General features: G+C 62.5%; 24 protein-coding genes and 1 pseudogene. 6 read left to right on the top strand and 19 right to left on the bottom strand.

Annotation, left to right across the window (positions count from 1 at the left end; genetic code table 11):
• Positions 1–11 precede the first annotated feature (11 nt).
• Positions 12–1,460 carry a sensor histidine kinase gene (locus tag MJ205_RS09050; protein ID WP_239812149.1) on the top strand — a complete coding sequence of 483 codons (1,449 nt, stop codon included), beginning with the start codon at positions 12–14 and terminating at the stop codon, positions 1,458–1,460.
• A 40-nt stretch (positions 1,461–1,500) separates the two neighbouring features.
• On the opposite strand, the gene MJ205_RS09045 is transcribed toward MJ205_RS09050, so the two are convergent.
• The 3 genes from MJ205_RS09045 to MJ205_RS09035 form a co-directional block, all read right to left on the bottom strand.
• Positions 1,501–1,863, bottom strand: a complete 363-nt coding sequence (locus tag MJ205_RS09045) for a DUF1428 domain-containing protein (protein WP_239812148.1) — start codon at positions 1,861–1,863, stop codon at positions 1,501–1,503.
• Positions 1,864–1,936: 73 nt separating this feature from the next.
• The gene (locus tag MJ205_RS09040; RefSeq protein ID WP_239812147.1) at positions 1,937–2,404 is read right to left on the bottom strand and encodes an SRPBCC family protein; all 468 of its coding nucleotides are present in this window, start codon (positions 2,402–2,404) and stop codon (positions 1,937–1,939) included.
• Positions 2,405–2,446: 42 nt separating this feature from the next.
• Positions 2,447–2,905, bottom strand: coding sequence for a VOC family protein (locus MJ205_RS09035; protein WP_239812146.1), 459 nt, complete (start codon positions 2,903–2,905; stop codon positions 2,447–2,449).
• Between the two features lie 183 nt (positions 2,906–3,088).
• On the opposite strand from MJ205_RS09035, the gene MJ205_RS09030 reads away from it, so the two are divergent.
• Positions 3,089–3,862, top strand: a complete 774-nt coding sequence (locus MJ205_RS09030) for an SIR2 family NAD-dependent protein deacylase (protein WP_239812145.1) — start codon at positions 3,089–3,091, stop codon at positions 3,860–3,862.
• 19 nt (positions 3,863–3,881) lie between these two features.
• Here MJ205_RS09030 and MJ205_RS09025 read toward each other — a convergent pair whose 3' ends face one another.
• Positions 3,882–4,844, bottom strand: a complete 963-nt coding sequence (locus MJ205_RS09025; protein WP_239812144.1) for an aldo/keto reductase — start codon at positions 4,842–4,844, stop codon at positions 3,882–3,884.
• 197 nt (positions 4,845–5,041) lie between these two features.
• On the opposite strand from MJ205_RS09025, the gene MJ205_RS09020 reads away from it, so the two are divergent.
• Positions 5,042–5,479, top strand: a complete 438-nt coding sequence (locus tag MJ205_RS09020; RefSeq protein ID WP_239812143.1) for a universal stress protein — start codon at positions 5,042–5,044, stop codon at positions 5,477–5,479.
• Positions 5,480–5,635: 156 nt separating this feature from the next.
• The gene (locus tag MJ205_RS09015; protein ID WP_239812142.1) at positions 5,636–6,385 is read left to right on the top strand and encodes a 2OG-Fe dioxygenase family protein; all 750 of its coding nucleotides are present in this window, start codon (positions 5,636–5,638) and stop codon (positions 6,383–6,385) included.
• 83 nt (positions 6,386–6,468) lie between these two features.
• Here MJ205_RS09015 and MJ205_RS09010 read toward each other — a convergent pair.
• A pseudogene (locus MJ205_RS09010) lies at positions 6,469–7,454 on the bottom strand (Bug family tripartite tricarboxylate transporter substrate binding protein).
• Positions 7,455–7,694: 240 nt separating this feature from the next.
• Between MJ205_RS09010 and MJ205_RS09005 the strand changes: the two are divergent.
• Both MJ205_RS09005 and MJ205_RS09000 read left to right on the top strand, forming a co-directional pair.
• On the top strand, positions 7,695–8,252 hold the full coding sequence (locus tag MJ205_RS09005; RefSeq protein ID WP_239812141.1) for a peroxiredoxin: 558 nt from the start codon (positions 7,695–7,697) through the stop codon (positions 8,250–8,252).
• Between the two features lie 92 nt (positions 8,253–8,344).
• Positions 8,345–9,160, top strand: a complete 816-nt coding sequence (locus MJ205_RS09000) for an MlaE family ABC transporter permease (protein ID WP_239812699.1) — start codon at positions 8,345–8,347, stop codon at positions 9,158–9,160.
• Here MJ205_RS09000 and MJ205_RS08995 read toward each other — a convergent pair.
• The 14 genes from MJ205_RS08995 to MJ205_RS08930 form a co-directional block, all read right to left on the bottom strand.
• Positions 9,157–9,378, bottom strand: coding sequence for a hypothetical protein (locus MJ205_RS08995; RefSeq protein ID WP_239812140.1), 222 nt, complete (start codon positions 9,376–9,378; stop codon positions 9,157–9,159). The genes MJ205_RS09000 and MJ205_RS08995 overlap by 4 nt on opposite strands.
• A gap of 255 nt (positions 9,379–9,633) precedes the next feature.
• The gene (locus tag MJ205_RS08990; RefSeq protein WP_239812139.1) at positions 9,634–9,912 is read right to left on the bottom strand and encodes a pyocin activator PrtN family protein; all 279 of its coding nucleotides are present in this window, start codon (positions 9,910–9,912) and stop codon (positions 9,634–9,636) included.
• A gap of 105 nt (positions 9,913–10,017) precedes the next feature.
• Positions 10,018–10,497, bottom strand: coding sequence for a hypothetical protein (locus tag MJ205_RS08985; RefSeq protein WP_239812138.1), 480 nt, complete (start codon positions 10,495–10,497; stop codon positions 10,018–10,020).
• Between the two features lie 2 nt (positions 10,498–10,499).
• A complete protein-coding gene (locus MJ205_RS08980; RefSeq protein WP_239812137.1) occupies positions 10,500–10,895 on the bottom strand; it encodes a hypothetical protein in 396 nt (131 codons plus the stop codon).
• A 120-nt stretch (positions 10,896–11,015) separates the two neighbouring features.
• Positions 11,016–11,684, bottom strand: a complete 669-nt coding sequence (locus MJ205_RS08975) for a hypothetical protein (RefSeq protein ID WP_239812136.1) — start codon at positions 11,682–11,684, stop codon at positions 11,016–11,018.
• 24 nt (positions 11,685–11,708) lie between these two features.
• Positions 11,709–11,903, bottom strand: a complete 195-nt coding sequence (rdgC, locus tag MJ205_RS08970; RefSeq protein WP_446715066.1) for a recombination-associated protein RdgC — start codon at positions 11,901–11,903, stop codon at positions 11,709–11,711.
• A 59-nt stretch (positions 11,904–11,962) separates the two neighbouring features.
• Positions 11,963–13,036, bottom strand: a complete 1,074-nt coding sequence (locus tag MJ205_RS08965) for a hypothetical protein (RefSeq protein WP_239812135.1) — start codon at positions 13,034–13,036, stop codon at positions 11,963–11,965.
• A 7-nt stretch (positions 13,037–13,043) separates the two neighbouring features.
• Positions 13,044–13,778 (bottom strand): hypothetical protein, encoded by a 735-nt coding sequence (locus tag MJ205_RS08960; protein ID WP_239812134.1) that lies wholly within the window; start codon positions 13,776–13,778, stop codon positions 13,044–13,046.
• A complete protein-coding gene (locus tag MJ205_RS08955) occupies positions 13,771–14,538 on the bottom strand; it encodes an ERF family protein (protein ID WP_239812133.1) in 768 nt (255 codons plus the stop codon). The genes MJ205_RS08960 and MJ205_RS08955 overlap by 8 nt, the downstream gene beginning before the upstream one ends.
• A 99-nt stretch (positions 14,539–14,637) precedes the next feature.
• On the bottom strand, positions 14,638–14,814 hold the full coding sequence (locus MJ205_RS08950; protein WP_239812132.1) for a hypothetical protein: 177 nt from the start codon (positions 14,812–14,814) through the stop codon (positions 14,638–14,640).
• Positions 14,807–14,992 (bottom strand): hypothetical protein, encoded by a 186-nt coding sequence (locus MJ205_RS08945; protein WP_239812131.1) that lies wholly within the window; start codon positions 14,990–14,992, stop codon positions 14,807–14,809. The genes MJ205_RS08950 and MJ205_RS08945 overlap by 8 nt, the downstream gene beginning before the upstream one ends.
• A complete protein-coding gene (locus MJ205_RS08940; protein ID WP_239812130.1) occupies positions 14,982–15,179 on the bottom strand; it encodes a hypothetical protein in 198 nt (65 codons plus the stop codon). The genes MJ205_RS08945 and MJ205_RS08940 overlap by 11 nt, the downstream gene beginning before the upstream one ends.
• Entirely contained in the window at positions 15,179–15,490 is a 312-nt protein-coding gene (locus MJ205_RS08935; protein ID WP_239812129.1) for a hypothetical protein, read from the bottom strand. The genes MJ205_RS08940 and MJ205_RS08935 overlap by 1 nt, the downstream gene beginning before the upstream one ends.
• A gap of 340 nt (positions 15,491–15,830) precedes the next feature.
• A complete protein-coding gene (locus MJ205_RS08930; protein WP_239812128.1) occupies positions 15,831–16,370 on the bottom strand; it encodes a hypothetical protein in 540 nt (179 codons plus the stop codon).
• Between the last annotated feature and the right edge of the window lie 479 nt (positions 16,371–16,849).

Genomic DNA, 16,849 nt, shown 5'->3' with positions numbered 1-16,849 from the left:
TGCCCAGCACCATGGTCTTGCCTCTGAGCCCTGCCTCCCGGCGCCCGCATGTGCGGCGCTGGTCGCTCGCTGCGCGCATGGCTGCGTTGGTCATCGTGCCCAGCCTGCTGGTGATGGTGCTGGGCGGATGGTGGCTGCGCTACGAGGTGCATGCCAGCCTGCTGGGCAGCATGTCGCGTACCTTGGAGGAGAAATCCGAGCGCATCAACGCCCGTCTGGCGTTGCTGCCCGATGGCAAGGTGCAGGAGGCAGCCGGCGGCAGTGACGAGTTCAGTGCCATTTTCTCAGGCTGGTACTGGCAGCTGCAGGGCCAGGCGCCTGCGCAGTTACGCACGGCGGCTGCACCGGTAGTGCTGGCCCGCTCGCGATCGCTGTGGGACCAGCCGGACCTGGTGGTGGAGCAGGGCGGGCTGTGGGGCAGCGAACGCCTGCAACAGGCGGTCGGCCCACAGCGGGAGGCGCTGTTGGTGCAGCATTTTCCGGTGCCACTGGGCGCAGGCGCAGCGCCGATGTATTTGCAGGTCTTTGGTCCCGCGCAGCCATTGATGGCCAGCCTGCGCCGCATCGACCAGATCCTAGGAGTCACCGGCGCGGTGCTGCTGTTGCTGATTGGCGCGCTGGTCTGGCTGCAGCTGCGCGTGGGCCTGGCCCCGCTCAAGCGCCTGGTCGATGTGATTGCCGGCCTGGGCAAGCCGTTGCCAGGGGCGCCGTCTGCCACCGAGCAGATTGCCCAGTTGCCGCTGGGCACGGACTTGCAGCCCTTGCAGCAGGAGTTGGCGGCCTTGCTGGCACGCAACACCCAGGTGGTGGAGCGCTCGCGCTCGCACGCGGCCGACCTGAACCATGCGCTGAAAAAACCCTTATCGCTGCTGATGGCCCATGCCGGCAGCGGCGCAACCGTACCAGCGCAGCTGGTGCAGCAGCAGACCACGGCGATGGCGCGGCTGATTGACCGCTACCAGGCCCGTACCTTCAGCGATGCGACCTTGGTACATGGCGCAAGCGCGGGCTTGCCGATCGACGTGCTGGCCTGCGCGCGGCAGATGCTGGCGATGCTGCGCCAGCTGCACCAGGCCAGCGGCCTGGACTGGCAGCTGGTGGAAGCGGACAACGCCTTGTGGTGGCGGGGTGAGCGCGCCGATCTGGAAGAGTTGCTGGGCAACCTGCTGGACAACGCCGGCAAGTGGGCTGCCTCCCAGGTGCGGCTGACGGTGCAGGGCAGCGCCACCCAGGGCCTGGTGCTGCAGGTAGAGGACGATGGTCCGGGCATGACGGGCGCACAGATGCAGGCGGCCGGTGCGCGGGGCAAGCGCTTTGACGAAACGGTCGCAGGCACGGGCCTGGGCCTGGCGATTGCGCAGCAGATTGTGCAGGGCTATGAGGGCCAGCTGCAGCTGCGCAAGAGCGAGGTCTTGAAAGGGCTGCTGGTGCGGGCCGAGATGGCCGGGGTTTTGGGCTGACGGCGCTCAGCCTGGCTTGGCCGGGCCGGGGCCGGGGCTATCAGGTTCCCAGTTGCACGACCGGTGTAAAGCCGCCAAAAATCATGCGCTTGGCATCGAACGGCATGTTCGCAGGTTGCATGTCGGCCAGACGCGGGTCGGCCATCACCGCGGCATTGATGCGGTCGCGCTCGGCGCGTGAGGTGTAGACGATCCAGGAAAAGCAGGCGACCTCATCAGGCTGCAGCTTGACGGCCATCGGGAACGAGGTGACTTCGCCATCGGGCACATCGTCGCCCACACATTCCCAGTACTGCAGTGCGCCATGTTCCATCCAGACTTTGCCGGCTGCCTCGGCCATGGCACGGTAGGCATCCAGCTTGGCGCGGGGCACCGGCACTACAAATCCATCGACATAGGGCATGGGGGTCTCCTTGGCGCCCAACGGCGCTGTGATGCATAGCCGCTACATGGCAACGGCAGCGGCCACGCCTTGGCTACAGCGTGGCAGCCAGGGCCACCAACTGGTCAGTGGCCAAGCCCCAACCGGTGTGAAAGCCCATGGCCTCATGCTGCTTGCGGGTCTCTTCGCTCCAGTGCCGCACGGTAGCGGTGTAGCGGGTCTGGCCGCCATCGGGCTCAAACTCGATGATGGCCGTCATGAACGGTTTGGTACTGGGTACCCAGCCAGCGGTGTAGGCATCGGTAAAGACCAGCCTGCGGTCCGGCACCACCTCCAGGTACACGCCGGCATTGGGGTACTCGTTGCCTTGCGGGTCGCACATGACGATCTGGCTGCCGCCGCCGACGCGCACATCGATGTCGGCGCTGGCAATCGTCCAGGGCCTGGGCACAAACCATTGGCTAAGCAGTGCAGGCTCGGTCCAGCAGCGGTAGAGGGTGGCGGCGGGCGCGTTGATCTGGCGGCTGAGTACCAGATCATGGAGATGGGGCTGTACAGACATGGTGGGTGGCTCGGTTCGGTGGTTGGGCCTCAGACAGCGGGATCAGGCAGCGGGCTGCGTTTGGACGTTCACCATCCACGGCGTGCCAAAACGGTCGGTCACCATGCCAAAGCCCGGTGACCAGAAGGTGGCGGAGAAGGGCATCGCGACCTGGCCACCGTCCGCCAGGCCGTTGAAGATGCGCTGGCCATCGGCTGCGGAGTCCACACCGATGGACACCCACATGCCCTGGGGTTTGACATAGCCGCCACCACAGGTCTCGGGACCGCCGCCTGGCACTGCAGGCATCGTGTCCGAGGCCATGATGGCCTGGCTGCCCACCTGCAGATGCGCGTGCATCAGCCGGGATTGCGCTTCAGGCGGAAGCGGCGGCATGCCTTCGCTGGGTGGCATGTCGCTAAAGCGCATCTGGTGCATGATCTGGCCGCCAAACAGCTGGGCGTAGAAAGCCATGGCCTCGGCACAATGGCCATCGAAGTTCAGATAGGGGATGAATTGCATCTGTGTCTCCTTGTTATGGTCAGCCATTCTGGGCGCTGGCGCGGGCATCTGTCCATCACCAAATGGCAGCGGCCGTTTCAGAATGTAAGTCGCATTGCGGTGGCATCCAACACCAAGCCGCAGTGCGGCGGCAGTGCTTGCGGCTTGCCGTATGCTGGGCACTCCGTGTTTGACTTGGCATATATGACTTTTGACTCTTTGCATGCGCCCGCAGGCCCGCCTATTGCTGATACAGAAATTGCCAGCCTGCGACAGCGCTTGCAAAACGCGCGGCATGTGCTGGTGCTGACGGGCGCGGGGGCCAGTGCCGAGTCGGGTGTTCCCACGTTTCGGGATGCGCAGACGGGCTACTGGGCCCAGTTCAGACCGGAGGAGATGGCCAGCGAGGCGGGTTTTCTGGCCCATCCGCAGCGGGTCTGGGACTGGTACCAGTACCGCCGTGATCTCATCGGCCGGGTGATGCCCAATGCCGGCCATATGGCGCTGGCGCAATGGCAGGCGCGCCATCCTGATCGGATGACCCTGGTCACACAGAATGTGGATGGCCTGCACCAACGTGCCGGCAGCAGGCCGGTGCTGTGCCTGCACGGCAACCTGATGGACAACCGCTGGCTGCTGCCGCCCAAGGCCTGTTGCGATGCCCGTTTCACCGAAGGCGATGCGCCGCCGCAGTGCCCTGGTTGTGGCAACTACCTGCGCCCGGGTGTCGTCTGGTTTGGCGAAGCTCTGCCACAGGCCGAGCTGCAGCAGGCGCAAGATGCGGCCAAGGGCTGTGACCTGATGCTGGTGATTGGCACCTCTGGCCATGTGTACCCTGCGGCTGGCCTGGCCCATATTGCGGCCCGCGGTGGCGCCCATGTGGTGGTCATCAACCCCGAGCCCACCGAACTGGACAGCGTGGCTGACCAGTGCTGGCGCCTGCCTTCGGCGCAGATTTTGCCGGCTCTGCTGGCCTAGCCTGTCTAGCCCAGGGGCTTCAAGCCTCGGCGCTGGCGGCGTTGAGCGTGGCCATGGCATCGGCATCCAGCTGCAACTGGCTGGCGCGGATCAGCGACTGCAGCTGCTCCAGGTTGCTGGCACTGGCAATCGGCGATGCAATGGCCGGCTGGCGCATGACCCAGGCCACAGCCACTTCGCCCATCGGTGCAGCGACACGGGCGCTGACCTGTTCCAGCGCAGCCAGAATGCGCAGACCCCGGTCGTTGAGGTAGAGCTGGGTGGTCTTGGCGCCGCGCGGGCTTTTGCTGGCATCTTCGGCCTTGCGGTATTTGCCGGTCAAAAAGCCGGCGGCCAGGCTGTAGAAATTGATGACGCCTACGCCATGCGCAACGCACAGCGGCTGCAGCTCTTTCTCAAACACGGCACGGTCGTAGAGGTTGTAGAGCGGCTGCAGACTCTCATAGCGGGCCAGACCATGCTGTTCGCTGGTCTGCAGCGCCTCTGCCAGCCGTGCAGCGCTGTAGTTGCTGGCACCTACCGCCCGCACCTTGCCCTCGGCGATCAGCTCGCCAAAGGTGCCCATCACATCGGCCAGCGGCACCTGCGTGTCGTCGTCATGCGATTGGTAAAGGTCGATGTAGTCGGTCTGCAGGCGCTGCAGTGAGGCATCGACCGCCTGGCGAATGTACTCCGGGCGCAGGCCGACCTTGCCATCGCCCATGTCCTTGCCGACCTTGGTCGCCAGCACCACTTGCGCGCGTTTGCCCGAGCTGCGCAGCCATTTGCCCAGCACGCGTTCGGACTCGCCACCGCTGTGGCCTGGCGCCCAGCGCGAGTACACGTCAGCGGTATCGACAAAGTTCATGCCGGCATCCAGCCAGGCGTCCAGCAGCCTGAAACTGGTGGCCTCGTCGGCCGTCCAGCCAAATACATTGCCACCCAGGCACAGAGAAGAGACCTGCAGAGGGGATCGACCAAGAGAGCGCAGCGGTGTTGTCATGGTTTCAAGAGGCGTAGGTGCCCAGCAGGGCGGAGCAGACATTATGCGGCGCAGGCAGCGGGCCCAGCCACCCTTTGATGCAGCGCAAACCCTGCGCAACCACCGCAGGGCGCTGCCGCGCAACCGGTGCGCGTCCGTTTGCCGGGGCATGCGTTTTAGAGTAAGTTATGCATGGAACAACTAAAAGGAGTGACACTATGTTCAAACATATTCTGGTGCCGGTCGATGGGTCTGCCACCTCCATGCTCGCAGTCAACAAGGCCGCCGGTCTTGCCAAGGCCTTTGGCAGCCAGGTCACGGCGGTCTATGTGATCGATCCTTATCCCTTTACCGGCGTGGGCGCCGATTTTGCCTATGGCCAGGCGCAGTACCTGTCGGCCGCCACGGCCGATGCGCACACCGCGCTCGACGCCGTCAAATCCGCGATGGAGCAAGCGGGTATCCCCGTCGACACCGTGATGGGTGAAGGCCACTCCGTACACGACGGTGTGATGGAAGCCGTCAAAACCACCGGTGCCGACCTGATCGTCATGGGGTCGCATGGCCGCAAGGGCCTGGAAAAGCTGGTGCTGGGCAGCGTGACCCAGCGGGTGCTGAGCGACAGCCTGATCCCGGTGCTGGTCGTGCGCCAGTAAGACCGCGCGCGCCGCCCGGCGACAGGGATGGCGCGAACCGGGCCCCATGCGCGTGCCACGGCATACCAGCGGGCAGTGCTGCGGCGCTGCCCAAAGTTGTGTAGCACGCAATGCTTTTGAGACCGCCGTAAGCTCGCCCGCTTGACGGAGTTTTACATGCAGTCCTTTCCCCCTCCCTATTGCGATGCCGACACAGTAGACGGCACCTTGCGCGCCTATGGTTATGCGGTGCTGAGCCCCGCAGCGGTTGCACAGTGGGCCGCCTGCCAGCCAGAGGAGCTGGCGGCGCTCAGCGGCCACTGGGAGGCGATGCCCGACGATGCGTACCTCAAGGATGGCGGCCGGTACCGCAAGCGCCGCCATTCCTGCTATGTGGTGCAGGATGACCAGGTGCAGGCGGTGGCCCACCGTGCCCACTGGCAGCCGGTGGAATACAACGCCTTGCATGGCGGCATGCAGCGCTGGTTTGAACCGGTGACGGACACCACGCAGGCGCTGCCGGCATGGAGCCAGATCATGCGGGCGCTGGGGCACACGGCGCAGGCGCTGTTTCCCAGCGCTGAACATGCGCGTTGGTACACCGAGGCCCACCAGTTCCGCATCGACACCGCCGAAGGCATTGGCCGGCCCACCCCCGAAGGCGCGCACCGCGATGGCGTGGACCTGGTGGCGGTGTTTCTGGTGGCACGCGAAGGCATCAAAGGCGGGGAGACCCGGGTGTTTGATGCGCAGGGCCCGCAAGGCCTGCGCTTTACGTTGACGGAGCCCTGGTCGCTGATGCTGCTCGATGATGCCCGCATGATCCATGAGAGCACGCCGATCCAGCCCCTGGGCGAGGCCGCCGGCCACCGCGACACGCTGGTGGTGACCCTGCGGCGCGGGGCATTCCAGGGCGACGGCGCCTGAGCGCCTGCAGCGCCGTGGGCCACTGGGCGTGGCCACAAAAAAGGGCACCTGCAAGGTGCCCTTGTCGCGCCGAAGCCTTCGGATTACTGGATGGTCGCGCCGGAGGCTTCGACGATGGCCTTGGCATCCTGGAAGTCCTTGTGGAAGAACTTGTCAAAGTCAGACACCGACATGGCTTGCGGCTCGGCGCCCTGGGCCAGGATGGAATCCTGCACTTCCTTCTGGCCCAGCAGCTTGTTCACCTCGGTGTTGAGCTTGCTGACGATGGGGGCGGGCAGGTTCTTGGGGCCAAACAGGCCATACCAGGTGCTCACATCAAAGCCTTTCATGCCCAGCTCCGCGACGGTGGGCACATCCGGCAGCGACGTGCTGCGCTTGGCCGAGGTGACGGCCAGCGGACGCAGCTTGCCAGCCTTGATCTGACCGATGGCCGAGGGCACCGAAGAGACCAGCAGGTCGACATTGCCGGACAAGGTGTCGAGCAGCGCGGGGTTGGAGCCCTTGTAAGGCACATGGGTCAGCTTGACGCCGGCCGCCTTCTCAAACAGCACGCCGGCGATGTGGATGCTCGTGCCATTGCCGGGAGAGCCGTAGGTGATCTTGCCGGGATCGGCCTTGGCTGCTGCGATCACATCGTTCAAGGTCTTGAATTTGCTGTTTTCCGACGTGGCGATGATCACCGGCGAATAGGCCACATGGGCAATGGGCGTCAGGTCCTTGCCGGGGTTCCAGGGCAGGCCCTTGTACAGGTAGTAGCCCAGCACCACATTGTCCTTCTGGCCCATGACGATGTCATAGCCGCTGGGCTGGGCCTTGGCCACTTCGCTGATACCGATGGTGCCGCCGGCGCCCGCACGGTTGTCAGCCACCACGGTCCAGTGGTTCTGCTCGCTGAGCTTTTGGGCAATGATGCGCGCGAGGATATCGGTGCCGCCGCCTGGCGGAAAGGGCACGACCATGCGGACGGGCTTGCTGCCGGGGTAGTCTGCCCCGGGCCCTGGGCCATGGCACCCGATGCTGCACCCACCGTAAGGGCCACAGCGGCGCATTGCAGAATCTGTTTCATCATTGTGTTGTCTCCTTGAGAGTGACACCTTCGCATGGCTTTCGCAGAGGCGGCCAAGGAGGTAGTTGCATAAACGGTCAAAGGGGTGATGATGCATGCCATCACGCCAGGTGGCATATTCTAGGGGCTGTGGTGTTGGGCGATGTTGCGCAGGCAGGTTGCAGCATGCAAAACATGACAAGCGGCTGACAGCCCCGCCTTGGGCGTATGCAGATGACAACAGTGACAACAGAAGGATCGACTATGAAACCAAAATTCGTGGGGGCGCTGGCCTCGGTAGTCATGGGCTGTGCGGCCTTGGTCAGCCTGCCCAGCCATGCGGCGCTGGCTGTTGGCGCCCAGGCGCCGCTCTTCAGCACCCAGTCGGCATTGGCCGGCAAGGTGCAGCGTTTTGACATGGCCGACGCCTTGAAGCGCGGCCCCGTGGTCCTGTACTTCTTCCCCAAGGCCTTCAGCCAGGGCTGCACCATCGAGGCGCATGCGTTTGCCGAAGCCACGCCTGCTTTTGCGGCATCCGGTGCCCAGGTCGTCGGCATCTCGCACGATGACATCGCGACGATGCAGCGCTTCTCCAGCGAAGCCTGCCGCGACCAGTTCAGCGTTGCGTCCGATCCCGATGCCAAGGCCATCAAGGCCTATGACGCGGGCTCGGCCGCACGGCCCGGAACAGCATCGCGCATTTCCTATGTGATCGCTCCGGACGGCAAGGTGATCTATGCGCATGAGGGCAGCGATCCGCTGGAACACGTGCAGCAGACCTTGAAGGCGGTGCAGGACTGGAAGGCGCGCCAGAAGTCCTGAGCTGCTGCAGCAGCGGGCGGCGGCCATGCTGGGCGCTGCCGGCATGCTGCTGAACACTGCCCATGCTGGCATCTATCGCCTATGATCGCCTGATGCTGGCAAGTCTGCTCCAACCCCAATGGCCCCACCGGACCTGGCGCACCGCGCGCCGCTGGGCGGTGGCCTGGTGGCGCATTTTCTATCTGGGCGCCGTGGTGCTGGTGATGCTGATGTCACCCAGCAGCTATGGCCCGCAGACGCGCGCGCGCCTGATGCGCCGCATGTATGTCGACACGGCGCCCATCCTGCTGGGCTTTACCGCACTGGCCGCGTTGCTGTGCCTGGTGGTGGCGCGCATCGTCTTTGTTACCGCGACCAGCTATGGCCTCTCGCGCGTGGCCGTCGAGATGGTCATCCGCGTGCTGGTGCTGGAGCTGATTCCGCTGACGGCCGCGCTGTTTGTGGCGATGCGCTGCTCCATCCCTGCGGGTGCCTCCTTGGCCAAGATGCGTGAGGACGGGCATTTTGAGCGTCTGCGCCAACACGGCTATGACCCCGTACGCACCGAGATGCTGCCGCTGGTGGTGGCCAGCATGTATGCCTCGATCACGTTGGCGGCCTTGTCCTGCGTGGTGTCGCTGGTCATGGTGTATTTCAGCGTTTATGGGCTCAGCTGGGTCGGGTTTGATCTCTACACGCGCATGTTTGCCAGTGTATTCACACCGATGGTGACCTGGCTGTTTGGGCTCAAGACCGTGCTGTTCGGACTGGCCGTGGCGTTGATCCCCACCGCATCGGCCATGTACCGGCCTTACGGCATGGACCGCAACGAGACCCTGGGCCCCGCATCCGACCTCAGCGGTCTGGCGCGCATGTTTGCGGTGCTGCTGCTCATTGAGGTCGGGTCGCTGCTGGGGAACTACTACTAGCGAATCACCCGGCCGGCCGCCGCGCGTGGCGGCAGCGGCCCAGCCCTAGCGCGCAAAGCGCCCAGGCCTACCAGATCAGCCACCGCCAGCGGTTTGCTTTTGTGTACGACCCGCAGCAGGTCTTCGTCGTACAGATCTGCATCGTCCTGCGGCGCGCGTCCAACATGCAGCGCCACCGCGTTCGACAAAGCTGGGCCCCCGGGTGGCAGAAGGCGCATGCGCAGGCCTTTTTGAGGCCGGTCAGCGCCCGGGTGGCGCAACATTTAAAATACACCATTGCCTGCATGAGTTCCTGCCTCAACTGCACGCCACCCCTTCTTGGGCCATGCATTGGCCGCGCAACCACCATGACTGATTCTCTCTCCCACAGCCCTTGGCGCATGTCCGTCGCGCCGATGATGGATCGGACAGACGAACGCAAAAAATCCCCATAAGTACAAAGACTTATGGGGATTCTCTTTTTGCATGTTGCTTTATTGTTGCACCCGTTCGCCATTTAGCTGCTTCGATTCCTTTACACCGGCTGCTCGTTGAGCATCGATGTATGTGGCCAGATCGGTGAGATGGACGCCCTTTGCCCCCTTCTGTGAATTGGGCTCGATGCGGGTCAAAGGGAGCTTGATTTCGCCCGCAGCGATCTTGCGCAGGAACTTTTGCGTTCCCAAGTGCGGGAAGTAGTCCTTGACCACTTGATCGAGCGGAATCACCGCCATGGCGTTGTACTGAGCCATAAGCAGAAATGCCGTATTCATTTGGATTCCTCTGTGCAAAAAAGGACCCCGCTCATTGGCGGGGTTTGGTAGGTATTCGCTCACAGTAAAACGTGAGCTGAGTAAGGATCCCAGTTCTATAGAAATCTAATCACTGACTGGACTAAAAAAGACACCTGCGTCGGCAGGTATGGTCACTAGATTTGGGTCAGACGAATAACCACCTCGGGAATCCACATACTCGTCGATGACGGGACGAGTGAGCTTGAGAATGGCCCTTGCAAGCGCCCTAGCTTCTGGTTGTCTACGTGCGTGTGCGTGCATGCCTACCCAGCGCGCGGCGGCAATGAGCTGCAGGGCGATGCCCACCACGTCGCATGGCGCCTTGCCGCCTTCCGGGATGGCCTGGTGCAGCAAGATGCTGCCGCTGTCGGGATAGTCAGCCAGCCAGCAGTGGAGGTTGGGCACACCTGGTGCGACGTAGGCAAAGGTCGGTTCCAACCCGATGCACACTCGTTCATTCAACTGCTTTTCTGTTCGCTCGGGAGCAATGGCGTTGAGTGCGTCCAGCAGCTGGTGACCATTGAGGATCAGCGGCGCCGCTGAATGGCGGGTGTTTTGGTTCATGCCTATCCTTTAATGAGGTGCTTGCGGCTTCCGAGGCCATGCCAGGGGTGGCCTGGCCGAGGCCCGGTACTCAGGAGAGCCTGCTCTCGCTCTTCGGGCGTGCGCGGCTCTGGCTCCGGCTCTGCGAGTTGCGGCGCTGTCTCGGCCACTGACATAGCAGGACGGTAGGGCCGCTCGGTGACGCCGTTTTGGCCTTCAACGTAGGGCAGTGTGATAGCGCCGTCGATGGCTTTCACATAGTCCACTTCGACCTTCGCGCTATTGATGATGACCTGCGCCGTGTTATTGGCGATTTCTGCTCGCTTGAGGTCTATGTCCTGTGCTGGATCGGTCAGCGCTTCGAGCTGCTTGAAAAGCATTTGACGGAGGTGTTCACCGGTGTTTTTGCTGATGTTCATTTTTTGTATCGTCCAAGTAGTCCAAAACAAACGAATCCACGATAGTTGAGACTGCGCCGAGCACGGCAGTAATGCGCTCGGCAGGAACTCGACCTGACCGTATAGCGCGCAGGGTGGCCATCATTTCCCTTTTAGCTTCTTCGCTTCTCTTACGATTTGGCGCTTTAACTGCGCTAACTCCTGAACCTCTGGCGGCAGGTGTACGCCTATGAGAGTCGGCCATAGTTCATCCTTTTTGATTAGCCGCAAATTGCTCGGCGCCCGGGGAAGATATTTGTTAGCGATCATCAACGTGTAGCCATCGGGCACAGGTCCGTTGATTTCCTCCCACTGAATAACATCGACACGCTTCCAATTCGCTGTGCGGCTCAAAGGTGCATCTGCTACTTTTCTCCGGGTTAAACCGGTTTTAGGGTCGGAATATTCATAGCCAACTGGCCTTGTGTCTTTTGGGCGGCGAATTCCTATTCGCTCTAGACGCTGGCATACAGACTTTGCCGTTCGGCCCATATAACGCCCAATTTCAACTGGGCGTTTTCCTTCGCTGTATTGACGACTCAGAAATTCGTCATCAGCGTTGGTCCATACGCGTAGATCATTACGCTTGAAGAGCCGAAGATCTGCAGCTTTCCGTTCAGTGCTGTAGAACGAGTGACCTATCCTCTCAGCAATCTCCTTTACGGGGTGATTTCCATACATTCTGCGAAGCGTAATGAGATCCTCATCTGTCCAACCTTTGCGTGCAGTCTTGTTTGATGCAGGGTTGAGTGGAGTGGCTGGCCGTGTCATACGATTTTTTCTCTCCTTCCCAAGTTAACCATTTTTGAAACAATGCCTTGGTGCTCCATGGCTTCCAGCAGAATGGCAGCGCGGCGCCACCCAGCCGGTGGAGTGCTCTTGCGTGGCGCAACACACCTCAAATTTCTGCTTGGCCAGCGCATGGTCGAGCTGCATCAGGTCGGGCTCACAGCTTTCGGAAATACGATAGATGATCAGATTTTTAAACATTTGTGTTACAGAAGTGCATCGAGTCCACATGTTGGCGGGACTGGGAAAGGGGGAGGGCATTAGGCTGCCAATGGCAGTTCAAGGCCCAGACTCGCCAAGTGCAGGATCATGGCCTGGCGGATGGCTGGCAGATCGCAGGCGCGATACAGGCGCTTTGACTTGTCGGTGGCCACAGGCGGAAAACCTAGCTGTTCCAGGCCAGCGGCATCGATGCTCAGCGGCGCAATCAGGGTCTTGATCTGGCCCAGCGATACGCGCGCATCTGTATCCACCTCGGCGGCCGGTGCAGCGCCGGCGGCGGCACGCGCGGCAGGTTGCTGCATGGCGGTGGGTGCTGGCCGCGCAGCAGCGGCGGCGGCGGGCGCCGGCGCAGGTGCCGCTTCAGGTTCTGCAACTGGTGCCGCTAGCGGCGCGGGCGCCAGGGCCTCACGCTGGCGGGCCAGCTCGGCGGCCTGCTCATCCAGCTTGCGCTGCTGCGCGGCCAGCTCGGCCGCTACGCGCTCGTTTTCCACCCGCTGGGCCTCGGCGGCGTCAGCTGTGCGGCGGTCGGCGGCCATCTGCTCCAGCCGGCTGATGGTCGCGGCCTTCTCGCCGGCGGCGCGCTCGGCGAACTCCTCGAACACCGCCGCGCTCACGTCGATGCCGCGCACGTAGGCGATGCCCGCTTCGATGCGCTCCACCGCCAGGCCGCGCGCCTTGTCCGAGTAGCCGGCGATGGTGGCGATGGCGTCGGTGTGTTTCTGCACGCGCGCGGCCTCGGTCTTTTCCTTGGCTGCTTTCTCGTCGGCAAGCTTCTGCTCATGGGCCTTGATCTGCTTGTCGATCGCAACCTCTGCGGGCTCCACGATGGCGATCAGGCGGGTAGCCTCAGTCTCGATCACCGTCTTGCAGTCGTTCAGTTGCCCCTTGGTCTGGTCGCGCAGGCGCTGGATGGCGAAGCGGCCAGACTCTCGCAGCTCCAGACGCGCATCGCGCGCAGCCTTGGCGCCCTTGGTGGTGGTCATGTCGTAGGCCACGTTGTGGTACTTGGCGGCCAGCGCCGTCATATCGGCCTCCAAGGGCGTGAACAGCGCCAGGGCGGCGTCGTTGATGCTGGGGGTGCCCAGGGCGGTGGTTGTCAATTCGTTGCTCATGGCGTCCTCATGCTGCAAATGGGTCTGCGATCACGGCGTTGCCCATGGCCTGGGCGACGGCGGCCTGGGCCTGCGGGTAGGCAGCGGCCATGTCCGTGTGGTGGGAGTGGGTCTGGTCGAACTCGGTCAGCGCCTGGCGGAAATATTCCTGCGCGGCTTCCAGGCGCTGCTGGATCAGTGCTTCCTTGGCAAGGTCGCGCTTGATGGTCCAGCTGGTGACGCGGTGGTGCTCGGCGATGTGGTCCACGATGTGCATCGTTGGGGGCTCGTAGCCGATCAGCTTGTCCGGGGTGTTGACCAGGCAGTAGTCGACCTGCCATTCGTCAGCGTCCCAAAGCATCATGTAGGCGCGCATCTGCCACTCGTAGATGGGGTCCATGCAGTCCTTGAGCCAGCCGGGGAAGGTCTTGGCCGACCAGGATGCTTTGATGTCGTGCCCGCGCCGGTTGGCCGCGTCGAACAGGTCGCACTCGCCGCTCAGCCAGGTGTTGGTGCGGCGCTCGGTGTTCTTCACCAGGGCCAGGCCGCGCACGCGGTTGAGCAGCTGGATGCATTCCTGCTCGACCTCGATGCCCTTCTGGGTTTCCTTGCTGGAAAACTCGAAGTCGATGCCGAAGATTTCCTGCTGAGCCAGGCTGCGGATGTAGGTCTTTGCGCCCACGGACAGCATGCCCTCGGCCTTGGTCTTGGGCTCGGTCATGATGCGGCCCAGGCTGTGGCACCGAAAGAGAGTGTTATGCATTGGCACCCCCCATTGCTGCGTTGAAGTCCTTGAGGCCCTGGATGTCGCGGGCCTTGCTGATTTCGGCGCGCGCTTGCTTGCAGGCGGCCTGGAACTCTGGCGTTCCCTTGACGCTGAGCGCGTAGTCGATCCAGCCCTGTGTGAATTCCGAGACGGGCTTGGGCGGTGCGGTGCCGGGCGGGCTGGCAGCGTTGCCGTCGTCGTCGTCTTCACCCACGGCCACGTTAAAGATGTCCTTGAGCAGGTAGCGCTTGCCGAAACTCTTGCCCGAGCCAACAGCGTGCGTGCGGGTCATCACATCGCCGCCCTTGGGGCCCTTGCCGTCGGCGGGCATGTCGCAGTGGTAGGTGCGGGTGTGGCCGCCGATGTGGGCGACGTAGCAGACCACGCGCACAAAGCCTTCTGCAGCGCCTTCGCCTTCGTCAAAGCTGAGGGAGAAGCCGTAGGAGGTGTAGAGGGGTCGGAGGTGCCGGTCCAGCTGCGCATAGCTGGCGTACTGGCTGCGCGTCTGCGGGTTCACAGCGTCTGCAGCGATCCGGCCCATCTGCGACTGCGCGCCCACCATGGCCATGTTGAATTGCTGCTCTGCCTCCTTCGCCGTGATGCGCTCGTGCAGGTCCAGCAGGCGCTCCATCTTGTCCATCTGGATTTCTGGATTCTTCGCCGCGGCGATGATGGCCCGGGTCAGCTTCGCGGCTTCGGTGTTGTCCTGCTGAAGGGGCAGGGAAGGTGCTGGGGGGCGGGTGGTGACTTCGTTCATGGCTTTACAGGAATGAGGTGGTGGTGGTCGCAATGAGGTTCACGGCGGCGATTGCCAGCCCGTTCACCGCGAGATACAGCAGAGCCCAGAGGGGGAGCTTCATTGGTCGGTTCCTTTCTTGGTGCTCAGTGCCACCTGCTGGGCGGCGTGCACGGCGTCCTGCACATCGGCGGCCGTGGCCTGCTCGACGGCCAGGTCAGTACCAGGGTCGGAAAAGAAGATCACCGCCAGCAGGGCGGCCAGCATCCAAGCTGTGTGGATTGCGTTTTTACGCATAGCGGCTCCAGATAAATGCGATCAGGACCAGCGCGGCGGCCAGGCCCAGCCAAAAGAAAAGCCGCTGGTGCAGCGGCTTGGTGTAGTGCTCAAAGGGGTGGAAATACTCGGGCCGGTGCCCGCAGGCCTCGTCCAGGGTTCTTGGCGTCTTGAGTTGGAGAGGCCTCTCACGCAGCATCGTCGGCCCCATCGATCTTGAATTGCCAGGCCCCGGGGTTGACGATGGTTGAGGGGCGCAAAAGCACAGCCATCGCCGTGCTGGAGGCATCGAACAGCGGCGCAAACTCATCGTCGTCGGGCGGCTTTACCCGCAGTTGAAGGCCAGCTGCAAGGGCCCGCAGGTAGGTGGCGTTGACGTGCTCCATCACCAAACCTCCGCTGCTTCTTGGTCCAGCACCTCATCAACGCCGTCTTCGCAAACTTCCAGGAGATAGTCCCGGAGGATCTCGCCGGCGGCGGCATCGTTGCCAGCCTGCAGCTGGCAGCACAGCTTGGCCAGCGTGGTGGGGTCGAAGTTGCCCAATGCCTCCTGCACCACTCCATTGAACCTGGGCAGGAAGGGCGAGTTGGTCGCCCAGGTCTGCTCCAGCCAATTGGCCCGAGCGTCTTGGCGATCTGTGGCCGCTTGGTGGGCAGAGGCCAGGCGGGCATGGTGGGCGTCAGAAAATCCGTTCATTTCGAGTCCCCAAATAAAAAGGCCCGCACAAGGCGGGCAAGGCGCTGAATGTTCCGAAACAGCGCACCGTGGAAGAAAGCCGGTGCCCAGGGGCTACCGTGGAAATCGAGACGGGAGGGGGTGCTCCACGGTCCGGCGAAAAGTTTGGCTGGTTGACCATCACTGCTGCACCCGGCCCCAGGAATCCGCCTACGCGGCGGCCCTTTGGGTTGCCCTGTCGGGAGCATGTTGTTGGAGCCGACACACCGTGTATCCAGGTGCGGCAGTGATGGTCCTCGCATGAGGAGCACCTCAAGCATCAAATCACCCGATCTGATGCGCTGAGTAGGGCGTTTGGGGGTTAGTAGGGCTTTGTGACTTTGCCCTGGTCCTGAAGGCTTTTGACGCGGAACAGGTCATTCAGCATGTTGTCCATGACGCTGGCCAACTGGCCGCGTAGACCATCCTTAAGATGCCCTGCAATGTTGGTTGCGTGTTTCTTCATTTCTTCCGAGAAGTCCTCGGCGCAGATTTGCGTCATCAAGTATTCGGCACGCGTTGTGCTGTTGTAGCTGTCGCCCGGCTTGCCGGTGCGCAAGTCCACCTTCGTTGTCCAGTAGCCGCCAATTAGCTTGTCAAGCTGCGCGCGGATCGTTGTCTTCTCGCCCTCTGGTTGCCCCCAGTTGTTGACGCGTTGGTACTCAACATCGAAGCCCTTCTGCACAGCAGCATCCACTGCAGCAGCGATCTGTGCGTCGGCGCGGTCTACAAAAATCTTCTCGATCCGGCGCTGCACTTCTTTGCTCACCATGGCGCTCAGGTCTTCGTCGTGCCTCAGCAGTTCATCTGCAGTCTTCTCAACAATCGCATTCTTCAGGTCGTCTTCATTGATATTCAGCATGATCACTCCTTGTAAAAGCAAAAAGCACCTCAGATGAAGTGCTTTTTGATCTGCCCCTGTTTCCAAGGGCGGTGCGTTTTCACGCTGGGCTTTGCTTTTCTTGGCAACCCTGTTTGCCTCACCCCGTACACACCCAGGGACCGGTGCCGCAGCTGCCATCTCGTTCGTTTGTTTCCCCGTATCCACGGTCCTATCTGGATTCTCACCAGCCTACTAGCCTTAGCTGCGTGATCCTTTCGCCCCCCTGCGGGTTCAAGCCCGTCTCTTGGAAGCCCGGGCGATCCCCCCGGGTCTTCGGGGGCTGGTGATCCTGGCTCCCTACGAAGCTCATTAGCTCCGGTAGGATGCATCTTAGCCTGAGGCTAATATTTTCGTCAATAGCTCTAGGCTAACTTTCTCGAAATTTTTCACAGTCGAGCTTTTTCGAGCCAAAAAAAACGCCCGATCGGGCGTTGGTGATGAAGTTGGGAGAGGCTCTG

It is taken from the genome of Comamonas sp. B21-038 (assembly GCF_022387135.1).
GTDB classification, from domain to species: Bacteria; Pseudomonadota; Gammaproteobacteria; order Burkholderiales; family Burkholderiaceae_C; genus Comamonas; species Comamonas sediminis.
Note: the sequence above shows the minus strand (reverse complement) of the source record. Positions and strands in the feature narration are given on the sequence as shown.